Annotated in this window: 29 protein-coding genes and 2 pseudogenes; 27 read left to right on the top strand and 4 right to left on the bottom strand. The window is 37.0% G+C overall.

Going from position 1 to position 23,776, the window contains the following annotated elements; genetic code table 11:
* The first annotated feature begins 429 nt into the window (after nt 1-429).
* Nucleotides 430-1,464: a serine hydrolase domain-containing protein gene (locus ACE1TG_RS15585; RefSeq protein ID WP_375053343.1), complete on the top strand. Its 1,035-nt coding sequence runs from the start codon at nt 430-432 to the stop codon at nt 1,462-1,464.
* 278 nt (nt 1,465-1,742) lie between these two features.
* Here the strand turns inward: ACE1TG_RS15585 and ACE1TG_RS15580 are convergent.
* Nucleotides 1,743-1,860 (bottom strand): annotated as a pseudogene (locus tag ACE1TG_RS15580) (PEP-utilizing enzyme); the annotation flags it as partial.
* Between the two features lie 429 nt (nt 1,861-2,289).
* Between ACE1TG_RS15580 and ACE1TG_RS15575 the strand changes: the two are divergent.
* The gene (locus ACE1TG_RS15575; RefSeq protein ID WP_375053342.1) at nt 2,290-3,051 is read left to right on the top strand and encodes a DUF6597 domain-containing transcriptional factor; all 762 of its coding nucleotides are present in this window, start codon (nt 2,290-2,292) and stop codon (nt 3,049-3,051) included.
* A 31-nt stretch (nt 3,052-3,082) separates the two neighbouring features.
* Complete coding sequence (locus ACE1TG_RS15570) at nt 3,083-3,436, top strand: VOC family protein (protein ID WP_375053341.1); 354 nt, start codon at nt 3,083-3,085, stop codon at nt 3,434-3,436.
* Between the two features lie 338 nt (nt 3,437-3,774).
* On the opposite strand, the gene ACE1TG_RS15565 is transcribed toward ACE1TG_RS15570, so the two are convergent.
* On the bottom strand, nt 3,775-4,560 hold the full coding sequence (locus ACE1TG_RS15565) for a helix-turn-helix transcriptional regulator (RefSeq protein WP_375053340.1): 786 nt from the start codon (nt 4,558-4,560) through the stop codon (nt 3,775-3,777).
* A gap of 198 nt (nt 4,561-4,758) precedes the next feature.
* On the opposite strand from ACE1TG_RS15565, the pseudogene ACE1TG_RS15560 reads away from it, so the two are divergent.
* The 22 genes and pseudogenes from ACE1TG_RS15560 (at nt 4,759) to ACE1TG_RS15450 (ending at nt 17,832) form a co-directional block, all read left to right on the top strand.
* Nucleotides 4,759-5,671, top strand: a pseudogene (locus ACE1TG_RS15560) (aldo/keto reductase).
* 202 nt (nt 5,672-5,873) lie between these two features.
* Entirely contained in the window at nt 5,874-6,431 is a 558-nt protein-coding gene (locus ACE1TG_RS15555; protein ID WP_375053339.1) for an isochorismatase family protein, read from the top strand.
* 608 nt (nt 6,432-7,039) lie between these two features.
* Entirely contained in the window at nt 7,040-7,498 is a 459-nt protein-coding gene (locus ACE1TG_RS15545; RefSeq protein WP_375053336.1) for a helix-hairpin-helix domain-containing protein, read from the top strand.
* A 13-nt stretch (nt 7,499-7,511) separates the two neighbouring features.
* On the top strand, nt 7,512-7,859 hold the full coding sequence (locus ACE1TG_RS15540) for a VOC family protein (RefSeq protein ID WP_375053335.1): 348 nt from the start codon (nt 7,512-7,514) through the stop codon (nt 7,857-7,859).
* Between the two features lie 35 nt (nt 7,860-7,894).
* Complete coding sequence (locus tag ACE1TG_RS15535; protein ID WP_375053334.1) at nt 7,895-8,305, top strand: HIT family protein; 411 nt, start codon at nt 7,895-7,897, stop codon at nt 8,303-8,305.
* A gap of 17 nt (nt 8,306-8,322) precedes the next feature.
* A complete protein-coding gene (locus ACE1TG_RS15530; protein WP_375053332.1) occupies nt 8,323-8,817 on the top strand; it encodes a GNAT family N-acetyltransferase in 495 nt (164 codons plus the stop codon).
* Between the two features lie 21 nt (nt 8,818-8,838).
* Nucleotides 8,839-9,396 (top strand): AAA family ATPase, encoded by a 558-nt coding sequence (locus ACE1TG_RS15525; RefSeq protein WP_375053330.1) that lies wholly within the window; start codon nt 8,839-8,841, stop codon nt 9,394-9,396.
* A gap of 18 nt (nt 9,397-9,414) precedes the next feature.
* Entirely contained in the window at nt 9,415-9,819 is a 405-nt protein-coding gene (locus ACE1TG_RS15520) for a flavoprotein (RefSeq protein WP_375053328.1), read from the top strand.
* The gene (locus tag ACE1TG_RS15515; protein ID WP_375053327.1) at nt 9,812-10,198 is read left to right on the top strand and encodes a VOC family protein; all 387 of its coding nucleotides are present in this window, start codon (nt 9,812-9,814) and stop codon (nt 10,196-10,198) included. Before ACE1TG_RS15520 ends, ACE1TG_RS15515 begins: the two co-directional genes overlap by 8 nt.
* A gap of 48 nt (nt 10,199-10,246) precedes the next feature.
* Nucleotides 10,247-10,894, top strand: coding sequence for a Type 1 glutamine amidotransferase-like domain-containing protein (locus ACE1TG_RS15510; protein ID WP_375053326.1), 648 nt, complete (start codon nt 10,247-10,249; stop codon nt 10,892-10,894).
* Nucleotides 10,895-11,145: 251 nt separating this feature from the next.
* Nucleotides 11,146-11,451, top strand: a complete 306-nt coding sequence (locus ACE1TG_RS15505) for a hypothetical protein (protein ID WP_375053325.1) — start codon at nt 11,146-11,148, stop codon at nt 11,449-11,451.
* Between the two features lie 60 nt (nt 11,452-11,511).
* A complete protein-coding gene (locus ACE1TG_RS15500; protein ID WP_375053324.1) occupies nt 11,512-12,243 on the top strand; it encodes a nucleotidyltransferase domain-containing protein in 732 nt (243 codons plus the stop codon).
* Nucleotides 12,244-12,383: 140 nt separating this feature from the next.
* The gene (locus tag ACE1TG_RS15495; protein ID WP_375053323.1) at nt 12,384-12,506 is read left to right on the top strand and encodes a DUF3149 domain-containing protein; all 123 of its coding nucleotides are present in this window, start codon (nt 12,384-12,386) and stop codon (nt 12,504-12,506) included.
* A 39-nt stretch (nt 12,507-12,545) separates the two neighbouring features.
* Complete coding sequence (locus tag ACE1TG_RS15490) at nt 12,546-12,926, top strand: VOC family protein (protein WP_375053322.1); 381 nt, start codon at nt 12,546-12,548, stop codon at nt 12,924-12,926.
* 66 nt (nt 12,927-12,992) lie between these two features.
* Nucleotides 12,993-13,511: a hypothetical protein gene (locus ACE1TG_RS15485; protein WP_375053321.1), complete on the top strand. Its 519-nt coding sequence runs from the start codon at nt 12,993-12,995 to the stop codon at nt 13,509-13,511.
* Nucleotides 13,512-13,532: 21 nt separating this feature from the next.
* Nucleotides 13,533-14,072, top strand: coding sequence for a GNAT family N-acetyltransferase (locus ACE1TG_RS15480; protein WP_375053320.1), 540 nt, complete (start codon nt 13,533-13,535; stop codon nt 14,070-14,072).
* A gap of 13 nt (nt 14,073-14,085) precedes the next feature.
* Nucleotides 14,086-14,697: a DUF3267 domain-containing protein gene (locus ACE1TG_RS15475; RefSeq protein ID WP_375053319.1), complete on the top strand. Its 612-nt coding sequence runs from the start codon at nt 14,086-14,088 to the stop codon at nt 14,695-14,697.
* Between the two features lie 20 nt (nt 14,698-14,717).
* The gene (locus ACE1TG_RS15470) at nt 14,718-15,281 is read left to right on the top strand and encodes a maltose acetyltransferase domain-containing protein (RefSeq protein WP_375053318.1); all 564 of its coding nucleotides are present in this window, start codon (nt 14,718-14,720) and stop codon (nt 15,279-15,281) included.
* Nucleotides 15,282-15,332: 51 nt separating this feature from the next.
* Complete coding sequence (locus tag ACE1TG_RS15465) at nt 15,333-15,596, top strand: hypothetical protein (RefSeq protein WP_375053317.1); 264 nt, start codon at nt 15,333-15,335, stop codon at nt 15,594-15,596.
* Nucleotides 15,597-15,758: 162 nt separating this feature from the next.
* A complete protein-coding gene (locus ACE1TG_RS15460; RefSeq protein ID WP_375053316.1) occupies nt 15,759-16,238 on the top strand; it encodes a GyrI-like domain-containing protein in 480 nt (159 codons plus the stop codon).
* Nucleotides 16,239-16,416: 178 nt separating this feature from the next.
* The gene (locus ACE1TG_RS15455; RefSeq protein WP_375053315.1) at nt 16,417-16,908 is read left to right on the top strand and encodes a GyrI-like domain-containing protein; all 492 of its coding nucleotides are present in this window, start codon (nt 16,417-16,419) and stop codon (nt 16,906-16,908) included.
* 147 nt (nt 16,909-17,055) lie between these two features.
* Nucleotides 17,056-17,832, top strand: coding sequence for a DUF899 domain-containing protein (locus tag ACE1TG_RS15450; RefSeq protein WP_375053314.1), 777 nt, complete (start codon nt 17,056-17,058; stop codon nt 17,830-17,832).
* Nucleotides 17,833-18,434: 602 nt separating this feature from the next.
* Here ACE1TG_RS15450 and ACE1TG_RS15445 read toward each other — a convergent pair.
* Nucleotides 18,435-19,991: an ABC-F family ATP-binding cassette domain-containing protein gene (locus tag ACE1TG_RS15445; RefSeq protein ID WP_375053313.1), complete on the bottom strand. Its 1,557-nt coding sequence runs from the start codon at nt 19,989-19,991 to the stop codon at nt 18,435-18,437.
* Nucleotides 19,992-20,169: 178 nt separating this feature from the next.
* Between ACE1TG_RS15445 and ACE1TG_RS15440 the strand changes: the two genes are divergently transcribed.
* Entirely contained in the window at nt 20,170-21,006 is an 837-nt protein-coding gene (locus ACE1TG_RS15440; RefSeq protein ID WP_375053312.1) for a protein-glutamine gamma-glutamyltransferase, read from the top strand.
* A 242-nt stretch (nt 21,007-21,248) separates the two neighbouring features.
* Here the strand turns inward: ACE1TG_RS15440 and ACE1TG_RS15435 are convergent, their stop codons facing one another.
* Entirely contained in the window at nt 21,249-22,196 is a 948-nt protein-coding gene (locus ACE1TG_RS15435) for a GGDEF domain-containing protein (RefSeq protein ID WP_375053311.1), read from the bottom strand.
* Between the two features lie 188 nt (nt 22,197-22,384).
* Between ACE1TG_RS15435 and ACE1TG_RS15430 the strand changes: the two genes are divergently transcribed.
* Entirely contained in the window at nt 22,385-23,203 is an 819-nt protein-coding gene (locus ACE1TG_RS15430) for a YitT family protein (protein WP_375053310.1), read from the top strand.
* The last annotated feature ends 573 nt before the right edge of the window (nt 23,204-23,776 follow it).

The following is a 23,776-nucleotide window of genomic DNA, read 5'->3' as shown; positions in this document are numbered from 1 at the left end:
TGAAGCTCGCCAAAAAGGCATGGCGAATTTCAAGTTTTCTAAGGAGTTATCACATTATCTTATTTATCGGCTGGTTGATCTAGGTGATGGAGAAGTACCATTCAATTACTATCTCATCGGTGGACTAATTTACGTTCTCATATTCACTTATATTTTGACTGCTATTTTCACAAAAAAGAAACAATCGTTATACGATATAATTGCAAGAACACAGGTAGTGAAGGTTAAGTGATGTGCATCAGGTTTTGGCTTGAATTGTTAGATTTCGATAATTATGCTATGCTTTAATTCAATAAAAAATCGGGGGTTTCAGCAATGATAATATTTATATAAATAGGAATATAGTTTGATATTATTTATTATGTTCAAGCGATTCCTATTCTTTAACTAGTAATAACAATAAATTTCTAAATATTCGGAGGAATAGCTATGAACATAAATTTAAATAAGGTAGTTTCAGATATTCAAAGTAAGGTTGATTTTTCGGGAGCAGTATATGTTAAGGACGAGGATAAGGTATTAGTTCATGAAAGCTATGGGTTCGCTAATCGTTCTGATCAATTAGCGAATAATTCCATGACTCGCTTTGGTATAGCATCTGGATGTAAACTATTTACTGCAATAGCAATCAGTCAACTAGTTGAAGTAGGTAAACTTTCATTTGACTCTAAATTAAGCGATTGTCTTGCAATAGATTTTAAGCATTTCGATGATAAAGTGACAGTCCACCATTTGTTGACCCATACCTCGGAAGTTCCAGATTATTTTGATGAGGAATTAATGGACGACTTTGAGGAGTTGTGGGTTGAAAATCCCATGTACGAGATACGGCAATTAAGCGATTTTTTGCCGTTATTTCAAAATGAGCCAATGAAATTTCCAGCAGGAGAAAAATTTCATTACAATAATGCGGGCTATATTTTATTAGGGTTAATAGTGGAACAGGTTAGTAAACTGGAGTTCTCTGAATATGTTCAGCAATACATTTTCAGTAAGGCTAACATGGAGAGCTCAGGATATTTTTCCTTTGATTCTCTACCATCAAACACTGCCTTAGGCTATATCGATAACCCAGATGGGACCTGGAAAACAAACATCTATTCCCTGCCTGTAAAAGGTGGTTCAGATGGTGGAGCATATGTAACTGTAGGGGATATGACTAATCTATGGGAAACTCTTATGAATAATCAACTACTAAATGAATCGAATACGAACAAGCTTTTATCAACTCATACACAAGTCAATGAAAATGGCTTTTATGGTTATGGAACATGGATTAAAAAACGATCAGAAGACAATATCCTTAAGTACCATGTAATGGGATATGACCCTGGTGTCAGCTTTCATTCTGCTTATTATCCTGACTCATCAGTTAAAGTTGTTGTTTGCTCTAATAAGTCAGACGGAGCATTTGATATAATGAGTGGAATTGAAGAAGCATTACAAAATATTAATAGCTTGTAAATACAGAAACTAAGTGAGTAGGGTCCATTATTAGGATAAAAAGCTTCAAGGGGTTCAGAACCCGGATCCTCATTCCGTTATTGTCTATAAATCATTCGATTTGAGCTCGGATTAGGATCCTCGTTCCGCTATTTGTCTTTTTTAGCCACATATTCTATTGAATTTATTGATTTAGCGGAACCAGGATCCGGTTCATCCCTTATAAAACAGCTTTTACTCTATATAACGGAAAGAGGATTCACATTGTTTAGCCTGCTGAATCCCCTTTCCGTTATATTAAAGGCTGTGATTAAGATATCTCCATCTTCCGTTTTTAAGATGGCGCGTGCCCTGCCTCCTAACTCCGGAAGAAACCGGTAGACCTGCAATAGCGTTGGCTGGGAGATTTTCTTGTTTGCCCCTCTGCTGAAACCACTAATATCGGCTAACGGGTTCAGTTTTGGGAGAGAAAAATGCTATAACAATAGATATAACATATAATTTAGCATACAATTCGAACCGTATTTAACAGTATAAATAACAAACTAAAACGTTCAGAAAATAATCTGAGCGTTTTATAACGTAATATTTAATTTTTTCAACTATCCCACCCGTTACTTTAAGTGTATTTTTTACAAACTTTGCATAAATAGATTTCATTTTAATGCACAGTATCGTTGTACTGTGTAATACACTGAAAAGAAGGGATTTCACTTGAATTCCTTGAATGTATATTAGGAGAAAATTAGTAGTTAGAAGGTGTCTCAAATTATACGCTTTGACTTAATTCGTCCCACAATTATGCCAAGTCCATTTACTATATATAAGGAATAAAAACCTGCTCCGTTGCTTCGTCCATATATTTGTTGTTACTGGAGTGCGTTGCCTTATAAAAAACAAATTACAGAATATTCATATGAGATTATTCCAGATGGGTGCACGGATATTATATTTGAATACGACAACAAAAAACAAACAAGTTCCATTAAATATTATGGAATTTTTGAGGGTTACTTTAGAACAACTGAACAATTTAATCCAGGAAAAATGACGTTTGGAATTCGCTTTTACCCTGGAAGTTCTGCTTATTTTATACGAGAAAAGGCAAAAGATACAGCGAAAAAACAAGTAGATTTGAATCAATTAGATTCATCAGTTTTAAAAAAGCTTTATGATAAGATGCAACAAGATACAGAGATAAGTTATTTAATAGCTTCATGTGATGAAATTCTATCACATGCCTTAAAAGGGGGAAATATTTCACATCAAGATCTACTCCTTAATAACATACTTTATCAAATTGTGTCTGGACACGGTACAATTCCAGTCGAAGAACTAAGTAAAAAAGAAGTCATTGGACAAAGAAGAATGAATCGACTTTTTGAAGAACGTATTGGCTTAAGCCCCAAAAAATTCAGCCAAGTAATTCGCTTCCAATCTGTTCTTACTGATTGGTTATATTATTCCCCTGAAACTATTATAGCTGCGGAATATTATGATCAATCACATTTGATAAAAGATTTTAAGAAGCGTATAGGAAAAAATCCTTCTTCCATTAAAATGTCCGATTTTTACAATACTTCCTTTCAATCCTTCAATAAAATTTAAAGAGATCATAATTAAATTAGGAGGAATTAAAATGACAAAACATATAGGCGTGACATTTCAGGTTCGAGTGGCAGACTATAAAAAGGGAATTAGGTGGTACGAAATACTATTCAATCGTAAACCTGACTTCATTCCACATGAGGATTTTGCCGAATGGGAGATTGTAAATGGAGCATGGTTGCAGGTAGCAAAAGGAAAGCCCACAAAGGATAATGGTTCAATCCGTTTAGGTGTTAAGGACATCAGTTCAGAGCGTGAACGTTTGAGAAGTGCATTTGATATAGAGATTGAGGAAGTCAATACTCGAGAAGGTGTACCTGCCGCATGGTGTTCCTTTATGGATCCTGATGGTAATCGTGTTGGCTTGTTTCAAGAATTAGAATAGGTATTAACTTTATGTTGGTACGATTGATAATTACAAAACAGACGAACTTTCTAATTATGAAAGTTCGTCTGTTGTAATTATAGAATGATTCCTGTTGCACATTATAAGTCCACTATGCATTATAGGAATTACTGTCTTCTTCTTCCACATAACTGCACCCATTAGTTAAAGAAGAAAAGCTGCCAAAACGACAGCTCCGATCTTAAACTCTTGCACTCTTTAGTGTACGTACATTTTTCGGTACAACTTTATTTTAGTTAAAAGGTGACAATCTTTATTTTATTCACCATAATGGCCCGTTACAGGAGACAACGCTTAGATTTACTGAGATCAATGATTTAAGTGACAGGAACATACATACACCAATGAAGATCTTTGTTTCCATCTACATGGGAAGCAGAATGAATGCAGAATTTATTGATTTGGCTTTGTTCGTCATTTATCGAAATGAAACCAACCCTCTTCTGATGAATGTTGTGCTGGTCCCATAAGTTTTGAAACAGCTTGCTTTGCTGTTTTAGATTTATAAGAAGTTGATTAAGAATCGGATCCTCTGGGTAGCGCTCATAATTACCCCGCCAGACCGCAACCGAGTAGGTAGAAAATTCGCTCCAGTTTTGAATACGATCCCGAAAACTTGGTTCTAAGAAAAGAAGTTGTAGAAAAAACCGTTCTTCAGGGACGCAGGAGGAAAACGGGAAAATCATTCTTTCCGTCTCTAGATTCCAAAAAATAACCTTAGACCGCTGATCTGTAATGAAGGATGGAAATGGCAACTTGTCTAATGTGTCTTGCAATGAATCATCATATTGTTTTTCGATTGGCAGAGAAGATGTTTCATTGTACGCTAAGTTGAAAAGATGCTCTTGTTCGTCCGGACTTAGCTGTAACGCCCTGCTAATATTTTGTAAAACCTCTCGTGAAGGATGAATGTCTTTTCCCTGTTCTAACCATGTATAATACGTCACACTAACATGACTGAGAAAGGCAACTTCCTCTCGGCGTAGACCCGGCGTTCTTCGTCTTCCCGAAGTCATTTGAATACCTGCTGCTTCAGGTTGAATGCGTTCTCGCCTAGATTTTAAAAATTGGCCAAACATCTTGGAATTTATACTTGTTTGCATAAGAATCTATCCTTTCACTATTGTTTATTACTAGTATAACGTTCATTTTATTGGGAGGCACTAACATTTTCGATCAACTGATTTTAACCCTGTTAATAGCATTACTAGTATTGACGTGAAATGGATACAGCCGTGTCTGCCTGTTAATATGAACATACTCATAAATCAAAGGAGGTTATTCTAATGAGTAGCAATCAAATTTCAAAACGAAGTCTAGGTAATGACGGGTTAAAAGTTTCTGCTATCGGCCTTGGTACGATGACAATGCCGGATACTAAAGCCTCTATCGATACTATTCGAGGAGCTTTGGATTATGGTGTCACCCTGTTTGACACTGCGGACCTTTACGGGACAGGGTCTGGAACAGAGGCATATTCTCAAAAAAGGTTTGGAGATAATGAAAAACTCTTAGGCAAGGCATTAAAAGGCAGACGGGACGAAGCTATAATTTCAACCAAATTTGGGGTGACACATACCCAAGGTTATAAAGGAGATTCTGCTTATATTAAAAAGTCCGTCGATGCCAGCTTGTATAGTCTCGGAATTGACTACATTGATCTATACTATCAGCATCGTTACGATCCGAATACTCCCATTGAGGAGACCGTCGGAACGCTGGCTGAACTAGTGAAACAAGGAAAAATTCGTTATATCGGCCTCTCTGAAGCTCCAGCCGAAATTATTCGTCGTGCACATGCAGTACATCCGATAACCGCAGTGGAAACTGAATTTTCTTTGTGGAGTAGGGAAGTGGAAGATGAAGTCTTGCCACTTCTTCAAGAACTGGGGATTGGCTTGGTGCCATACAGTCCCTTGGGAAGAGGTTTTCTGACTGGTCAAATAAAAAAATTTGAAGATCTACCAAAGGATGACTATCGTCGTCAATATTCTCGATTCCAAGGTGAAAATTTCACTAACAATCTGGAAATCGTCTCACTCATTGAAAAAATGGCTATGCAAAAAGGCTGTACTACTGCCCAACTCGCACTGGCATGGGTGTTAGCACAAGGAGACCAAATCGGGTGCCCTGCAAGTTACCCTTTCAAATGAAGACCTGACAGAAATTGAACGTATATCACCGAAAGGGATAGTTTCTGGGAGTAGATTCTAAGTGACTAGCGTTGCATAAATAAAAGCGGAACTTTCAGTCTTAATTTATTGCTATCGAGTGCCAAAATGACAATACTCTAATATAGGTAGTTCGTTCATTACGTTAATATTATAGTTTGATAGTGATATCGACGTTAAATACAATATGGGGAATTCGTCTAATTAAATAAATTACTTCCCCAAAAACGAGAGGGGAAAATAATTTGAAACAAATTTTGTTAATCATTGATGCCCAACAAGAATTAATTGAAGGAAATCAAGAACAAGTTGCTGTTTTTAAAAAAGAACAACTTATCACAAACATCAATTTAGTGATAGAAAAAGCAAGTGAATTTAATGTTCCTATTGTCTTTGTAAGGGACTTGTCGGTCGCAGAAGGCAAAGGTAAAGGGTTTCAAGTTCATGAAAAAATTGCGGTCCCTAAGGATACAACGTTCTTTGATAAAACTGCAATGAATTCGTTTCATGGAACAGGACTTCTAAATTACTTAAAATCTCAAGCGATTGAACATATTATTGTAATGGGTTGCGCAACTCAATATTGTATAGATAGTGCAGTTAGAACAGCCACTATTAATGGATTGGATGTCACATTAGTCGAAAATGGACATTCAACAATAGGCAGCGCTGTATTAAGTGCAGAACAAATTATTAAGCATCATAACGAAACACTTCATAGACATGACAATGTCGAAAACTTTTCAATTGTAAGAAATGCAGAAGAAGATTTGTTCTATCCAACGCATAATATATATAGGTAAAAATCATTACTAAAGCAATATCCCAATTTCTTAAAGTCTGTTAAGAAATTGGGATATTGCTATTTGAAGTAAAGCACCTATTATATTTTTAAAATCCTAAATGTTAAATCTCTTATATAACCTCTTTAAGCTATGCATACTAAATTCTCTAACATCTCTACTTTTACTTATTACCCCACCTGGAAATTCCCAGCCTCTACGCGGACCCTTAATAAGCAATATTTCCCCTTCATTATTTAAAACTACTGCACCAGCCGAAAGCGAATGCTTTGGTATAGACATAGAATCCCCACTTTCAAATTATCATTCTTAAATTAACTTACTCTAAGAACAGATAAACGTTGTCATATCACTAAAAAGGAGAACGCTATGCGATTTGTACTCCTTTTTAGTGTGTTATTTATTGATTCCTCTCCTGTTACTGAACCCGATATCGGCAGAGGTCGATTTTAGCAGATAAGAAGCAAAATACTTTTCTACCGCCATAAAACTCAATGAATGGCAAGTTTATTTAATGATTTCCTAGAAATTTTATTCAGTAAGGAAGGGTATTACATGGTTTTGTCGAAATCTAATTTTGATGAATCTTTTAGAAAGGGGAAAATTAATTGAGCTCTAACCCAAAATTGGAACTTTCGCAAACTGAAAAAAACCAACTTAGAAAAGAAAAAATAAAAATTAGTGAAGTACATACGCATAGTGTAGAAGAATTAGCTCGGATTTTAGGTGTCTCAGAAAAGAGGGCACGGATTGTTAAAGCATTGGCTGAATTTCAAGTAGTGCCTTCTATTGGCTATGAATTAGCCGATAAACTAGTACACCGCTTAGACATTTATTCCTTAAACGAATTAAAAGATAAAAGTGGTGCTGAGCTAGTTGATGAATTGGAAAAACGATTAGGTGTATGGACGGACCCTTGTGTCGAAGATCAAATTCGCTGTGTTGTAAACTTTGCGAATGATCCAAGAAGTAGTAAAAAATGGTTTAATTTTACAAATGATAGAAAAGATTACCGTGAAAAGCTTGGATATCCAGAAGATAGACCAAAGAAAGCATGGTACGAATAGGGGAGGGAAATTAATGAAAACAAAACTGGCACATGTCAGAGTCAATGTTAAAAATTTAGACGAAGCAATTGATTGGTATGAGTCTACACTTGGGTTTAAAATAGCTGCAACCTGGCCACCTGAAAAACCTAATTACGCGCATTTTGAAGCGGGTAATGGAGCTACCTTTGCTATAATGGAACATGAAGACTACCCATCGCTTGGCAGGCTCAATTTTAATACAGACGATGTTGAAGCATTATGGATAGAACTAAAGGATAACGTGAATGTCATTGAAGAACTGTTTTCAACACCTTATGGCAGCAGAAAATTCACAATTACTGACTTATATGGTAACGAATTGGGTTTTGTTCAAGACTGATAGTTATTCAGATATTAATAATTAGGGAGGCAGCTATGGCTTACGATGAAAATTGTCCGTTTTGCAATCCAATGGATGATGCAGAGCAGAATATAGTATTTGAAAATGAGACCTGCTATTTTTTACAGCACAATAAGGAACAAAATGTATTAGAAGGATGCGGTCTTATTGTCCCAAAAAAGCACCATGCAAATGCGTTAGAATTAACAAGAGCAGAATGGAACGATACATATGAACTCTTACAAGCTGCAACGAAATATCTTGAATCAGAATATTCTCCTGATGGATATACCCTCGGATGGAATGTCGGCGAAGTATCAGGTCAGTTTATATTTCATAGTCATTTTCACGTGATACCAAGGTATAATAATGAACCACATGCTGGAAAAGGTGTCCGTTACTGGTTAAAGCAGCCTGAAAATAAGAGGGAAATTATAAAAAAATAGAAAAGGAATGTGAATAATTGCCGTACGTAAATACTGACAGACTAACCCTAATTACATTTACAGTTGAAATGATGAAGGCTACTTTAAATGGTCAACATCAATTGAAAGAAATAACAGGCTATAAAGCGGCTGATGAATATCCAATGGAGGATTATAAACAATTGCTATCCTATAAAATAGATCGGTTTACACAGCACCCAGAAGAAAATAAATGGGAAGGTATTATCATTCATAAGAAAGACAATACGATTATGGGTGACATGGGATTTAAAGGTGGACCAAATGAAGAAGGAGAGATGGACTTAGGATATAGCATTGTTCCCAGTTATCAAGGTAAAGGATATGCGACAGAAATGACAATAGCTATGGTGAACTGGGGATTGCAGCAACAGAATGTAAACAAAATCACAGCCAGTTGCTCAGAAAGCAACATTTCATCTATCCGCGTTCTGGAAAAGACAGGATTTGAACAAATCAGAACAGAAGATAAAGAAATTTACTGGTCAATCTAATAGTAAGAGGGGGAGTACCTTATGAAATTTGTTCTAATCTTTGGAGCGCAAGCAGTTGGTAAAATGACTGTTGGACAAGAACTGGCAAAAATAACGGAGTTAAAATTATTTCATAATCATATGACGATTGATCTTCTTGAACCATTTTATGGATTTACACCGGAAATGTGGAGACTATCAAACTTATTCCGAGAAGAAATATTCAAGTCATTTTCAAAAAGTGATAAGTACGGCATGATATTTACTTTTGTATGGGCTTTTAATGAAAAGGAAGATTGGGATGCTGTCGATAAGATGGCTAATATCTTTAGTTCTGAAGGTGGCGAAAATTATTTTGTTGAATTAGAAGCCGATGTAGAAGAAAGACTTAAGCGAAATAAAACACCCAATAGGCTGGAACAAAAACCAACGAAAAGAAACGTCGAACAATCGGAACAAAATTTACTAAGCACTTTGGACACGCTTCGATTAAATTCATACGAAGGGGAAGTCGAGAAGGAGAATTATATAAGAATTAATAACACAAATTTGAGTGCTGAAGAGGTAGCTCAAATGATAAAAAAAGCGTTTCAATTATAGGCTTTAGGAGGCTATTTAATGGATAATCAATTTCGCGAGTTTTTTGATACCTTTTTAGATATTTGGAAAAGGTCATCTTTAGAAGACCTTACATACATAATTTCAACTGATTATAAAGCCAGAGAAATATCAGGCGGTGAAGTAGTTGATTTCGGTTATGAAGAAGCAATAAACGGGTGGAAACAGGGCTTTAATTTCGTAAAGGAAAACGATGCCGAATGGGAACTAAACGAGATTTCAATTCTGCCTTTACGTGATGATGAAACGATGGCGATAATGTCGGCAACATTAGTAATTGAAGGAAAAAGTCTGGAAACTGTAAATTTATTTTTTGAAACATTCAAGAGAGATGAGGACAATAATTGGAAGCTGGTTAGAAGCTATATAGAAGCCGGGGTTATTAAGGAGAATATTGATGGATAACTTATCTAAACCTATAAAGAATCAGATTGGAACAGTATTTGTTCATGTTGAAGACCTACAAAAATCAGTAGAGTGGTACAGTAATATTATTGGATTTGATTACGATCGGAATAGTGTAGAATCCCCCGTTTATAACATTCCGATCGATGGTGCAACTGGATTAACATTGGATGACCATAAATTTGATGAAAATTTCACACATAAACCAAGCCCAAATCCAATTTGCAACCTTCTTGTTGAAAACATTGATGAAGCATACCATTTTATGAAAAATAATAATGTGGAAATTGTAAGGGAAATAGAAAGGATTGGAGAAGATTTTGCCTGGTTTAACTTTGCAGATCCTGACGGTAATGTACTGATGGCTTGTACTTGCTAATACTGGAAAATCTAGGTGACTTTTAATTCTGCTTTAAGGAGTGAAATATTGAAGAATAGACATCTGTTTTTATTTGGTGGGAGTCCACCGTTCAGTAAAAAGTTTGGTGAAAAGTTTGCTGATCTCTCGCTTAACAGTAAAGGTAAAGGTAAGGTTGCTATCCTATTCATTGAGAGGGATGGCTGGGAAGAGTATATGAAACTATACACTAGTAAACTGGAAGAAAATAATGTAGAAAGATTCTTCTATTTACCGCTCACGCCAACTCTCGATCATGCTGCTCTACAGGAGTTAAGTTCTTGCGCAGGAGTAATTATTTCTGGTGGAGAAACGGAGCTTTATCGTAACTATATAGTTGATACGCCAATAGGCAAGTGCGTTAAAGAACTGTATGAAAATGGGGCCCCTGTTGCAGGGTTCTCAGCAGGAGCTTTAATTAGTCCTTCGAATTGTGTCATATCACCTATTGATAACTCCAAGAATGAGCATCTCTTCCTCAACGGATTGGGACTTTTAAGCGATTGTGTAATAAGTGTCCATTTCTCTAAATGGATAGAAGAAGAAAATCTAAAGGCGGCGTTAGCAAAAGTAAATGTTCGGATTGGTTATGGTATTGATGACGATGAAGGACTTTATTTTAAAAATGAAATCCTCTCAGAAACAGAAGGAGATAATTACTATATTTTTAAGGAATAAAAGCGCAAGCGCCTGTTCAGCGCCGTATGGACTGGACTGACCCGTGGGAGATAAAGGATACACGAAGAGCGTAAGCGATTCGATGTTGACTTATCGTAGGCACGGGGAGGGAAGTCCACTAGGCGCTAGGCGCTGGAGCTGGACGTGGCTGATGCGGGAGTCCAGTTATCCACTGCACTTATATTTTATAGTACGCTAAACAGCAAGAAAAATAGCTTGAACACAAGGCAACAGTAAAGGAAGGTTATCCCTTGGGCAAAAAGTTAAAATTAACCATCATTTTTTCCTTAATAATCTTATTTATTGTTCTATATTATTCAATGTCTTTTTCCAATCAGTTAGTCATTCGACGTACTATCTTTTTTAATGGTTTTCCAATTAGTGCTATTACTGCTGATATACAAAATGAACCTGAATCTCAAGATAAAACATATGGTGATTGTTTCGTTATCCATAATCCTGAAGTGAGCAACGGTTCCGAAAAATCGGTGCCTGGTGTTTGTATGAAGAAAAATAGGTTTGGATTCTATTACGACGTTACAATTGGCGTTCACTAAATTAGCCGTAATTAGGAAATCGTTACTTTCGAATTAGAGTATATGTAAGAGGTGTGGACAATGAAAGAACATAAAAAACTACCTCCAATCAAAGCGGCACAAAAGTTTATAAATAGCCAATTCCCACATTGTGATGCCGCTTTATTGGCTGGCAGTGTGGTTCGTGGTGAAGCAACAGAAACATCAGATCTTGACATTGTAATATTTGATAAGAACTTCAGTTCATCATATAGAGAATCGCTAATTGATCTAGGCTGGAAAATAGAAATATTTGCTCATAACCTGATCTCTTATAAAGCGTTTTTTAAAAGTGACTATGAAAGAGCAAGACCTTCAATGCCCAGAATGGTATCAGAAGGTATCGTTTTAAAAGATAATGGTATAATCGAGGTCATAAAAAACGAGGCAGAAGATTTATTAGCTAAAGGTCCCGAACAATGGTCAATAGAAACAATAATGGCAAAACGATACTTTATAACTGATGCACTTGATGATTTCATCGGTTGCGATAGTAGAGCAGAAGGAATATTTATAGCCAATACGCTTGCAGAATTGCTAAGTGAATTTGTGCTTAGGACAAATCACAGGTGGGTTGGTGCGTCCAAATGGATTGTACGTTCCTTAAGAAAATATGATGTGGAGTTTGCAGAACATTTTGTTCGAGCATTTGATGATTTTTATAAGAATGGTAATAAAAAGCAAATAATCCAGTTGGCTGATTTTGTGCTATTACCTTATGGCGGACGTCTGTTTGATGGCTTTTCATTAGGAAAGAATGACTCTTGTTCATAAATTATTTTTACTGTTAGATACAGATATGGTTTTATCAGTACTATCAAGCGTGATCCACACGTTCGTTTATATGGATATAGGAGGGATTTATTATTGGCGGGTTAAATACAGGAGATATTATCTTTCAGTTACTTTTGCTATTGTTTGTTATTGCTATCGTTCTAGGCATTGTTTCATTATTTATTATGTTTTTTAAACGAAATAAGCGATTAGATAGTGTAGAAGAAAAACTGGATAAGCTATTATCCGAAAAAGAAAAGTAAACTTGCTAAAAATAATTTGAATATAAAGGAGCTAATTGTATGACTAAACCACTATTGGGGGGCATGGAAGGAGTATTCATTCCGGTTAAAGACCCGAAATTATCAGCTAAATGGTATGAAGAAAAACTAGGCCTTACGCTTAACTACATTGAAGAAGAAGCAGCTGTTATGAAGCTTGCGGAAGCGTCTCAAACAGTAATATGTCTTGTAAGAACATTAGATCATCAGCCAATGAACTTTCCTGATAATAAGTTTGGTGTAGGTAAATATTATAATTTCATTTCTACTGGAGATATTGAAGAAACCTATCGATTGTTGTGTGAAAAGAATGTCAGCGTTAATGCCATTGGCGGAGAAGGAAACACGAAATATTTTACTTTTTATGACTTAGATGGCAATCCATTAGGCGTTTGCCAATAAATAGTTACTAATGGGTAATGGGAGGGATTTTTTATCAAAAAGATTTTATTTGGAACATTAATTGTAGTGGCATTTTCCATTATTTATTATAATTTTCAACAATCCCCAGAAGCACAAGATGTGTTGAAAAATACGGATGAATGGTCTAAGCCTATTGATGTCCTGTTTGTAGAAAATATTGGCGGGGAATGGGTTACTTTTTTCAGAGATGATGAACAAATGTATGTTGGTTTATTAAAGCAAAACTGGCTTGGTCAATGGAATCTAGAAGATAACTTTGGAAATGAGGGTGCAGTCGGTAATGTAGCTTTTAATCCTAACCTCGAAAATAGAACTGGTATTGTTTGGGGAGTCTCTGGTGTGTCAAAAGGTGGTGGCGCACTGCAACGTTATTATTACGGAATGATATCGAACAGGGAAATTGATAAGATTACTTTATCCGTTGATAACGGCATGCCCGAAAATGTTTCACTTATAAAATCAAAGGGAGAACGCTTTTTCTTCATCAGGAAACAGGAAACAGATGGTGTTCCATATGAATTTAAAGCTATATCTGATGAACAAGTAGTTGCCAGAGAAAGTTAAAGGTTTAAGGGCGGTGTTTACATGTTATTTCAGAATAATAATTTAATAGTTCGTGAAATAGAAGAAAAGGATAAACATATATTAGCAAAATGGCTTTCCGATCCACAAGTTCTTGAGTTCTATGAGGGACGGGACAACCCTTTTGATTTAGACAAAGTTATGAAAGAGTTTTATACCTCAGAAGATGATGTAACTAAATGTATTGTAGAGTTTGAAGGAACTGGAATAGGATATATTCAATTTTATCAACTGGATGGTGAAACGAAAAAGGTCTACGGCTATCATAATGAAGAGGAAAACATTTACGGAACAGACCAATTTATAGGCGAAGCAGCGTATTGGAATAAAGGAATTGGAACGTTACTTGTATCGTCAATGATTAGCTATTTAATCCAGAATAAAAAGGCAGACCGAGTAGTTATGGACCCCCAAACAAGAAATGCTAGAGCTATAAAATGTTATGAAAAATGTGGCTTTAAAAAGGTTAAAGTTCTCCCTAAACGTGAGCTTCATGAGGGAGTATATCAGGATTGCTGGCTGATGGAAATTGAGCACTGTTAGAGGGGTTGACTTTATGAAAATACGAAATAAAATACCAAAGACAGATAAGCAATTACATCTAAACCTAGTCAATAACAACTGGATTCCAATGAAAGAACCTGAGAGTGTTTGGACTACTATAGTATTGTCTATTCCATTCATGCTTTTTAATACCATAATTAGTCTTGGTATAATACATATTTTTTCAACTATTTCCTTCAACGAATTTGGAATATCATCGGATTCCATATCAGTAACAATAAATTTAGGTGTAATTATCTGGATATTTTCACTTATCATCTTACATGAAATGCTTCATTTGATGTTCATACCCAACTTTATTAAATCCAAGAATACGTTTATTGGACTTACTCTATTTGGCGGTTATGTACTAACGGAAGAAAAAATCTCAAAGTCAAGGTATATAGTAGTCACTATTGCCCCATTCGTTATTATTTCAATTATATTGCCAATTGTTTTAGGTCTAATTGGAATCTTTACAACTACATTGAAGGTTCTCATATTGCTAAATGCTATGGCATCTTCAGTGGATCTACTTAATGTCGTTCTTTTAGTTACACAAGTACCAGGAAGGACAATTTTAACAAATAACGGAACAAAGACTTATTGGAAAAGGACGACGTAATTTATAGAAGGAGTATATTTATGAATAAAACAGAAAAAGAGAAGATGTTGGGTGGCGGACTTTACAAACCTGATGATTCTGAATTGGTAAGAGAAAAATTGAAGGCCAGAAGGTTAGTAAGATTATATAATGAATCAAATGAAACGGAGGAAAACAAACGGACCGAATTAATAAAAGAACTATTCGGTTCAACCGGAAACAGCTTATTTATAGAGCCAACGTTTCGTTGTGATTATGGTTACAATATTCATGTTGGCGAGAATTTTTATGCTAACTTTGACTGTGTATTTTTGGATGTCTGCGAAATTCGAATAGGTGACAACTGCTTTATTGCGCCAGGTGTACATATTTATACAGCAACCCATCCGTTAAATGCCAATGAAAGAATATCAGGTGTAGAATATGGCATACCAGTAAAAATCGGTCACAATGTCTGGATTGGCGGAGGAGCTATTATAAACCCTGGAGTTAAAATAGGCGATAATGTTGTTGTCGCTTCAGGAGCAGTAGTTACAAAAGATGTTCCAGATAATGTTGTGGTTGGTGGAAATCCTGCGAAGGCAATAAAGGAAAATGAAAATTAAAGTAACTAATCTAATTGCAGTTATTAAAAGCAATTAAAGGTGGTAAATACAATGAATCTGGAAAAAAAGCGACTTTATTTTCAAATGGCTATAGGTAACTTGGGAATGCTCCTTTTAGGACTGGCTATGCTGCGGTATTTATCGGAATTTCATGACTCATTAGGACAAGGACTGGTTTTGTTTGGCTTAATCTTCGTATTAATCTATCTGAGGTTTTTAGAAGATAAGGCAGGGGTTACCAGAAGAGAATCGAATTTAAGTAAAATAATCTTGGTAGCAATATTTTTAATTGCACCGTTCTTATTACTGTTTTAGTTTTTTAATAGATAAAAAGAATAGCACAATAGGTGAGGGTTGAAAGGATATTGTCATAACCGATTATTATAAAAAGCAGGGAAAAATATTCTTATATAGAATAGATATTTAAAAGAATATAATAAAAATCAACAATTTATGAAAAGAAAGGAGAGTAAAGCGATGGAAAAAGTTAACCCCATCACATTTACTGGCAAGAGAGAAATAAGTGAAAAGAAATTAGTCGGCTTTCGTGTGGTTTGTGAGGATATGACAGGTTATGGTCAAGAGATTCCTAAAGCATCTATGTCATTAGATCGACGTAAAGATGAGATAAAGCAACTAGTTGACCCAGTTAAACTTATTGGTGCATTTAAAGCTTCCGAAACTTCAGAAGAGGACGACGGGTACTGGGTTTGTTATGAGGTACATGACTTTGAGGCTATTCCTGACGGGATGGTTAGTCTAGTTGTTCCTGAACAGAAATATGCAGTCCTGCATTTTAAAGGTCATGCTTCAGAAATTTTCCAAGTATATACTCATTTGCACCAATGGATTGAGGAGAATGGATATAAAAGAGTGCCTGATAAGTGGACATTAGAAATTTATTCTAAATGGACTGAAAATGAGGATAATGTGGATCTATGTGATCCTATTGGTTAACAGGCTTTACCTAGAGTTTTTATTAGGTACCTTATGAGAACAGCGGTAAACGGAAGGTGCAGATAGAATTTTTGTAATGGCATAGGAACTTATAAAGATCCAGGTGGGTATATGTTGTTGGCAGTGAAAATTAATATATAATCTTATAACTTAATTTGATTCGAAGCGGAGCGATAAGATGAATTATGAAATTGCAAAAATCCCGGCGTATCGGGCAGTAGGATTAAAATGGGAGGGTACATTCTCTGAAATTGTACCTAATTTAAAAAATGTTATTCAACAAATGGAAGACCGGGCAGGTGAGGTGGATGGTAAGGTTAATCCAAATGTCCAGTTAGGTCTGTCTTATCATGTGATTGAAAATGGTTTTCGGCATTACGCGGCATATGAAGTGAGTGAGGAGCAGGAAATACCTGATGGAATGATTGAAATCAAGGTTCCTGAATGTACCTACGTGAAGACGACGCATAACAAAGGGGAAGAAATATCTAAGACTTATACAGATTTGCATAAATGGTTATTTAATAGTGACTATACAGCATATAGAGAAGCTGATGTTGATTACTATGATCCTTATATGCCAATTAAACATGAACATTATCCAGTTGATCGTGATCCGAATGATCCACATTTTGATATTTATATTCCAATTGTTAAAAAAATCAACTAACTGCATGGCAGGTGCAAGATCAAAGTTTAATTTATGTTCAACAATAGGATCATTATGTTGAATTAGCAATCGGGAAGAAGTCCTTTTTATTTATGTTTGATAAACTATCAAGTGTGTTGGGAAACAATAGCGAAAGGAGATATTTGCATGAATCATAATGACAATACCTCTGCACTGCCAACGGTGGTCGACCGGGCCACCTGGCAGGCTAAACTGGATGAATTACGAATCCGGGAGAAGGCACACACCCGAGAAGGTGACGCAATTGCAGCGGCCCGACGACGGCTGCCGATGGTCGAGGTGGACTCGACCATCCCGCTGATCGGCCCGGATGGCCCGGTCACGCTGTTGGAGACGTTCGAGGGCCGCAGCCAGCTGGTTGTGTACTACCACATGTGGCACACCGGCAGACCCGCTGCGGAGCAGTGCGAGGGCTGCACCTTCTCCACGACCCACATCAATGAGCTGTCCTATCTGAATTCACGAGACGTGAGCTACGCGACTTTCTGTCAGGGGCCGTACGAGGAGAGCTCGCGGTATCGCGACTTCATGGGCTGGACGATTCCCTGGTATTCGGTGCCCCAGAACGCCGTGGACCAATTAATCGCAGACCGGCACTTCGGCATCCTGGTCAGTTATCTTCGGGACGGTGATAAGGTTTACGAGACCTACTGGACTACCGGCCGCGGCAACGAATTGATGGCACCGTCGTACGGATTGTTGGATCTGACTGTCTACGGCCGGCAAGAGTTCTGGGAAGATTCGCCCGAGGGTTGGCCTCAGCATTGGGGCTCTAAAGGTGGTCAGTTTCAGCTGGACGGCCGCCCGACCGCACAATGGTCTCGGCTTGAGGCCGGACACTCCGACGACCTCAAGACCAGTTCCACCGCCACCGATCGACACTGCTGCCAAGACAAGCCGTGATAGGGGATTCCTTTGGGATAAATGAAAATTAAAATATTGCGTGACAAAAAAGTCCTCCAGATGGTTGTTTCAGGCACAATAAGCTATATAACACGATTGAAGTCATAAGCAACCTCCTTAATTTTCTTTTATTCAATTATCGGGGCGCGTTTATTAAAAATTAGAGAACATCCAATTTTATGGAACTTCTATTTTTACGTTTAATAGAAGCATTGAACTGCAATTAATGAAAAAGGACTACCCCTAATTTGCTGGTAGTCCCTCTTTTATGCAGTTAAAAAACCACCATGGCTGCTGAGTGCGCACCCCCCATCTATCATGAAAATCATTTTTCATATAGAAAACTTGAGGTTGTGCGGACACCAGGGACCTTATTTGGCAGAAATCCACGAAAATAGTGGTGTTTGCGGACACCAGGGACCTTAATTCACATAAATACAGTCAAATAACCATTTTTTATTTGAAATAAGCGCTTCTGTGTCCGGATAACTTCGAGAAGATTACTTTTAGATAGAAATAGCGTCCCCTGTGTCCACTAAAATTAAGTTAGAGAGGTAGTTTTCATACAAACTATGGCATAGCGATACCCCAAGCTCTCTAATCTAGAACACTTTAGTTGTCCAGTCTTCACAATTCCAAACGTCAGTAACGATGTCTTGGTAAAATTCCGGTTCGTGTGAGATCAGTAGTACACTGCCTTTATAATCTTTCAATGCGCGTTTTAGCTCTGCCTTTGCGTCAACGTCCAAGTGATTTGTGGGCTCGTCGAGTATAAGCAGGTTGGTTTCTTTATTAATTAACTTACATAGACGAACTTTTGCCTTTTCGCCTCCGCTTAATACACGCACTTTACTTTCGATATGCTTTTTGGTAAGTCCGCATCTGGCTAGAGAACTGCGCACTTCATGCTGTGTGAAATGAGGGAATTCATCCCATATTTCATCGATACACGTTTTATCGGTGGTCTCTTTTAATTCCTGTTCGAAATAGCCGATATGAAGATGGTCTCCTAATTGGACAGAGCCGGAAACAGGTGTGATTTCACCCAAAATACTTCGTAATAGGGTTGTTTTACCGATTCCATTTGCTCCTGACAATGCTAATTTCTGACCACGTTCCATTACTAAGTCAAGAGGTCTTGAAAGAGGTTCATCATATCCTATAACGAGATCCTTCGTTTCGAACAAGTATCTTCCAGCTGTCCGTGCTTCTTTAAAATGGAACTTAGGTTTTGGTTTTTCAGAATCCAACTCAATAACATCCATCTTATCGAGTTTCTTTTGCCGTGATGTTGCCAGTTTACTTGTTGCTGCATTTGCTTTGTTTTTCGCTACGAAAGTTTTCAAACTGGAAATTTCCTTTTGCTGCTTATTATAAGCAGATTCGAGCTGCTGTTTTTTCATTTCATATACACGAAGAAATTCATTATAATCTCCCGGATAACGCGTTAGCTGCTGATTTTCCATGTGATAGATCAAGTTAACGACACTATTTAAAAATGGTACGTCATGTGAAATCAGAATAAAAGCATGGTCATATTCCAGTAAATATTTCCTTAGCCATTCGATATGCTCAACATCGAGAAAGTTTGTAGGCTCATCAAGCAATAATATATCTGGTTTTTCTAAAAGCAGCTTGGCAAGCAAGACCTTTGTCCGCTGACCGCCACTCAATTCATCAACATCGCGTTCTAAACCAATTTCGTCTAACCCAAGACCATTCGCGACCTCTTCAACTTTGGCATCAATGATGTAGAAATCGTTGCTTGTTAGAGAATCCTGAAGTCGACCTGTTTCTTCAAGCAACTCTTCTAGCTCATCAGGCCCAACTTCGCCCATTTTGGCAAAAAGTTCGTTCATCTCTGCTTCCATATCAAAAAGATATTGAAAAGCTGTCCTGAGCACATCACGCATTGTCATTCCTTTACTTAAATCTGCGTTCTGGTCTAAATAGCCAATTCGAGCGTGCTTGGACCAGGTAATTGTTCCCGCATCAGGCTCCAATTTACCTGTAATTATATTCATAAAGGAGGACTTACCTTCACCATTGGCACCAATGAGCCCGATATGTTCTCCTTTTAACAAACGAAATGAAACATCTTCAAATATAGCTCGGTCTCCGAAACCGTGAGTCAAATCTTTAACTGTGAGTAAGCTCATGTAAAACACCTTTTCCTTCTATAAGTTCCGATTATTCATTATAAAGGTCTTTGGCAAAAAGTGATAGGGTTATAGCGGATTTCCTGAAATGAATGGTCAAAAAATTAACCCATACATTTCTTTATCAATATTTCTATACGTTTGAATAGGCTATAAGTAAATGTTGGGGGTGTGTTGTATGATTCAAATAGCAGGGAAACCTTTTTTGCAAAGCGATATGTGGCATATTGGTAATGATGAAAAAATGATTATTCATATGATGAATGAATCCTCGGTTGTTTATTCGTATCAATCCCGAGATGAACTGGCATTTGAACTCAAATTGCGAAAGAACATTATGCTGGGTGCAAGGGCAATGAATCAAAGCAAGGCACGATTCGCAGTATTTGAAGACTCACGCTGTAACCCTCAATACTGGCATTTAACACCAGTAGGAGGATTTCAGCTTAGGCAAGGAGTAGAACCATCTGAAGCAATTAGAGATATTTACAGAAATAGTTCTCTATATGCGTTTGAATGTGCAGGGGCAATGCTCATCATTTATTATCATGCGGTCTTAAATGTTATCGGCGAATTATCTTTTAATAAATTATTCCCAGACATCTATATATACAGCTGGCATTCTGATACAGATCTTGGGTTAACAAACTACTATTCCGAAAAATTCATACCTGGAGATGTAGTTTATTTTATCAATCCCGATTTTGATCCAAGAGCCTCTTATTCAAGAGGAGAAAATGCTGTTGTTCTTGGGAATGGACTTTATTTTGGACATGGACCAGGAATCCTGACAGAAAGAAAAATGATTCGGAAATTGAACAGTCGAAGAAAACCAAGGGCTAAACAATCGGCCTATTTAACAAATTTAATCATAAGGCCTTCTTTTAAAGATTTGGCAAAATATGCACTACAATCACGATATCACTCAGTTCGTAAACCTCAATCTGTTATTATGCAGCACAATGAAAGTTCCATTCCATTTGACCGTTACAGGTATATGTTGAGCAGATTCTAACGAACAAAAGCCCAAGCGCCTGTTCAGCGCCGTATGGACTGGACTGACCCGTGTGAGATAAAGGATACACGAAGAGCGTAAGCGATTCGATGTTGACTTATCGTAGACACAGGGAGGGAAGTCCACTAGGCGCTAGGCGCTGGAGCTGGACGTCGCTGATTCGGAAGTCCAGTTACCCACAGCACTTAAAATTTATAACTTCCTGTGCAATTATAAAGCAGAGCTTCAGCAGCTCTGCCTTATTAATTTGCTATGGAATTTTTATGTTGTGATTTATACTTGTACATTCTATCATCGGCAATTTTTAAGTAATGATCTATGTTCAGCTTTTCAGGTTGTTCAACTAAGGGTAAGTTTATCGTTCCATATGAAAGTGACACATTGGAATTGAAATTACTTATTTCATTATTTAATCTCGCTCCAATTTCCTCAGCATTTTCCTCACTGCAATTAGGGAAGATGATAACAAATTCATCCCCACCGAAACGAAATACGCTATCAAAATTAGATCTGACTTTCGTAACGCTTTGAGAAAAGTGTTCCAACAATCTGTCTCCTTCTTGATGTCCATAATCATCATTTATTTTTTTAAGGTTGTTTAAGTCAATCAGCATTAATGTAATAGGGTGGCAGGTTCGGTAGGCTTTTGTCATTTCCTTTATGATATAGTTGTAAAAATATCTGCGGTTGTAAAGTCCTGTAAGCGGATCTGTAATACTTTGCTTTTTAAGCATTTCATTTTGTTTATGTACATAGCCTTCAGAGAAGGAATTTTGTCTGGTGTTTGTTAATTCAAAGAACCGTTCAATAATTATAGATGTACTTGGCTGTATCCTATATTTACTTAGAGCATCGAGCATGTTACGAATAGAACACATACGAGTGCTATGTGTCAGTTGTAAAATTAGCTCGACAGTAAAATAATTGGTTTCTGCAAATGTTATTCCTAAGTCGAAAGCTTCTTTATTAGACGTCTTTATGAAGCTTTGATATTCATCTTCTGGTAAAAAGAATGCCTCACAATGTCTGGTAAATGTATCAGCTAATTCATTCAGGTAGTTTGGGGAGTTATGAAAAAACAAGTTAAATTCATCAATAGATTTCATTTCATCGTGGTGTTCCTTGAGTATTGCTGATATAACCTCTACTAAAAGAGGATAGTATTCAGCTTTTAACGCACTATAATTCATATATTATTCACTACCTTTTCTGGAAAAGTATGTAATTTAATTATACTATACTAAATTGCATAATACTTCAATCATATGGAGACAGAACAGCTTGGAAAAGTATTTTGAAAACGATGTTGACTTTTATTTCCCTGGCCACTAAACTTCATTAAGTGTTTATTTTTCGTACTGATTGGAGTGTCTTGCTAATGTATCAACTATATAAATTTGCCGTGCTTTTTGTATTTTCCATTATATTAGGTTTTTCATTTAATATGTTTCTGCTTCCTCATGAAGTACTATCAGGTGGCGTTACAGGTCTTGCAATGATCTTTGGACTGCTGTCTCCGATAAATTCTGGTATTTGGCTTGTCATTTTGAACATTCCGGTATTCATTATCGGCTGGATGAGATTAGGGAAGCAATTTATTCTGAACAGTGTATTTTCTGTTTTTATCACTTCAGTTTCGATGCAGTATATCCCTGTCGTAAAGGTAACGGATGATGCATTACTCTCTGCAGTCTTTGGTGGTGTCATTGTAGGTGTAGGTATTGGCTTCATTGTAAGATTTTATGGATCAACTGGAGGAGCTGATATCATTGGACTAGTTGTCACCCAAAAACACGATATTCCTTTGGGCGGGTTAATTTTCGGTTTAAATAGTATTGTTGTGTTTATCTCCGGGTTTTTCTTTTCCTGGGATCTGGCATTATATACAATGGCGTCCATATATATTACCGGAATCGTTATCGACCGCATTCACACTCGCCATATAAAGTTAAATCTGATGGTAGTAACCAATCAGGGAGATGCGCTTAAGAATGAGCTTATCGCAAATTTGATCCGGGGTATTACCATTATGAACGGGTATGGTGCCTATTCTAATAATGAAAATAAAGTACTCTATACAGTTATTACCCGTTATGAACTGGCATTAGTAAAGTCACTAATTAAAAAAGTTGACCCAAAAGCGTTTGTTAGTATCAGTGAAACTGCTGAAGTGTTAGGAAACTTCAGGAAATCGTAAAGTTCAGAAAAAAACCCAAAAGTATATGTAAATGACTATCAAATTAGTATTGGTAGTCATTTTTTAGTAGAAGTTGGATAATGAACAACTTTTAATATTGAATGGGGGAATTCTGAATATTTTGTGTTAAAATGTACACAGAGACTTTGAGAAAGTATACGTGAAGTGATGGAGCTCCATCGACATGAATCCTCGTTCCGCTAAATGGAAGAAAAGTGGCTTAAAAAGGGGTGAAGCGGATCCTCGTTCCGTGAGCGTCCGAGCAAGGGCGTACAATTTGGCAGGTGATACTCCTGCTTGGTAAGACTTCAGCCAAGTCGTCAATACCGAGTCTTGGGCTACCTGCAGAGATGCATGGTGCTAAGCGTAGACAGGGAGGTTAATAGGCCTGAAAGTGATAGAGCCTCGAAATGGGATACATCGGGAAGGTTGACGGTGTGCGGAAACTGGAAAACAACATTCCATGTAGCGTGAAAATGGCGAGCTAGGTGGAACTTCCCCGGGGTCAGTGAGCCAGGCATGTTAACAGTAGATTGTGCGGCAACTCGGGAGACCCTGTTAGCTCTTTTGTGG

Origin of the sequence: Virgibacillus sp. JSM 102003 (genome assembly GCF_041949995.1) — a bacterium.
Taxonomy (GTDB): domain Bacteria; phylum Bacillota; class Bacilli; order Bacillales; family Amphibacillaceae; genus Lentibacillus.
The sequence above is the reverse complement of the archived record's forward strand: the minus strand, read 5'-3'. Positions and strand labels throughout refer to the sequence as shown.

Bases quoted from the DNA above. Each gene is read 5' to 3' on its own strand.
- ACE1TG_RS15585 (WP_375053343.1), top strand. From the start codon at position 430: ATGAACATAAATTTAAATAAGGTAGTTTCAGATATTCAAAGTAAGGTT.
- ACE1TG_RS15445 (WP_375053313.1), bottom strand. From the start codon at position 19,991: ATGAGCTTACTCACAGTTAAAGATTTGACTCACGGTTTCGGAGACCGA.
- ACE1TG_RS15570 (WP_375053341.1), top strand. From the start codon at position 3,083: ATGACAAAACATATAGGCGTGACATTTCAGGTTCGAGTGGCAGACTAT.
- ACE1TG_RS15500 (WP_375053324.1), top strand. From the start codon at position 11,512: ATGAAAGAACATAAAAAACTACCTCCAATCAAAGCGGCACAAAAGTTT.
- ACE1TG_RS15525 (WP_375053330.1), top strand. From the start codon at position 8,839: ATGAAATTTGTTCTAATCTTTGGAGCGCAAGCAGTTGGTAAAATGACT.
- ACE1TG_RS15455 (WP_375053315.1), top strand. From the start codon at position 16,417: ATGAATTATGAAATTGCAAAAATCCCGGCGTATCGGGCAGTAGGATTA.
- ACE1TG_RS15460 (WP_375053316.1), top strand. From the start codon at position 15,759: ATGGAAAAAGTTAACCCCATCACATTTACTGGCAAGAGAGAAATAAGT.
- ACE1TG_RS15440 (WP_375053312.1), top strand. From the start codon at position 20,170: ATGATTCAAATAGCAGGGAAACCTTTTTTGCAAAGCGATATGTGGCAT.
- ACE1TG_RS15450 (WP_375053314.1), top strand. From the start codon at position 17,056: ATGAATCATAATGACAATACCTCTGCACTGCCAACGGTGGTCGACCGG.
- ACE1TG_RS15490 (WP_375053322.1), top strand. From the start codon at position 12,546: ATGACTAAACCACTATTGGGGGGCATGGAAGGAGTATTCATTCCGGTT.
- ACE1TG_RS15540 (WP_375053335.1), top strand. From the start codon at position 7,512: ATGAAAACAAAACTGGCACATGTCAGAGTCAATGTTAAAAATTTAGAC.
- ACE1TG_RS15480 (WP_375053320.1), top strand. From the start codon at position 13,533: ATGTTATTTCAGAATAATAATTTAATAGTTCGTGAAATAGAAGAAAAG.
- ACE1TG_RS15470 (WP_375053318.1), top strand. From the start codon at position 14,718: ATGAATAAAACAGAAAAAGAGAAGATGTTGGGTGGCGGACTTTACAAA.
- ACE1TG_RS15520 (WP_375053328.1), top strand. From the start codon at position 9,415: ATGGATAATCAATTTCGCGAGTTTTTTGATACCTTTTTAGATATTTGG.
- ACE1TG_RS15565 (WP_375053340.1), bottom strand. From the start codon at position 4,560: ATGCAAACAAGTATAAATTCCAAGATGTTTGGCCAATTTTTAAAATCT.
- ACE1TG_RS15430 (WP_375053310.1), top strand. From the start codon at position 22,385: ATGTATCAACTATATAAATTTGCCGTGCTTTTTGTATTTTCCATTATA.
- ACE1TG_RS15475 (WP_375053319.1), top strand. From the start codon at position 14,086: ATGAAAATACGAAATAAAATACCAAAGACAGATAAGCAATTACATCTA.
- ACE1TG_RS15465 (WP_375053317.1), top strand. From the start codon at position 15,333: ATGAATCTGGAAAAAAAGCGACTTTATTTTCAAATGGCTATAGGTAAC.
- ACE1TG_RS15515 (WP_375053327.1), top strand. From the start codon at position 9,812: ATGGATAACTTATCTAAACCTATAAAGAATCAGATTGGAACAGTATTT.
- ACE1TG_RS15535 (WP_375053334.1), top strand. From the start codon at position 7,895: ATGGCTTACGATGAAAATTGTCCGTTTTGCAATCCAATGGATGATGCA.
- ACE1TG_RS15435 (WP_375053311.1), bottom strand. From the start codon at position 22,196: ATGAATTATAGTGCGTTAAAAGCTGAATACTATCCTCTTTTAGTAGAG.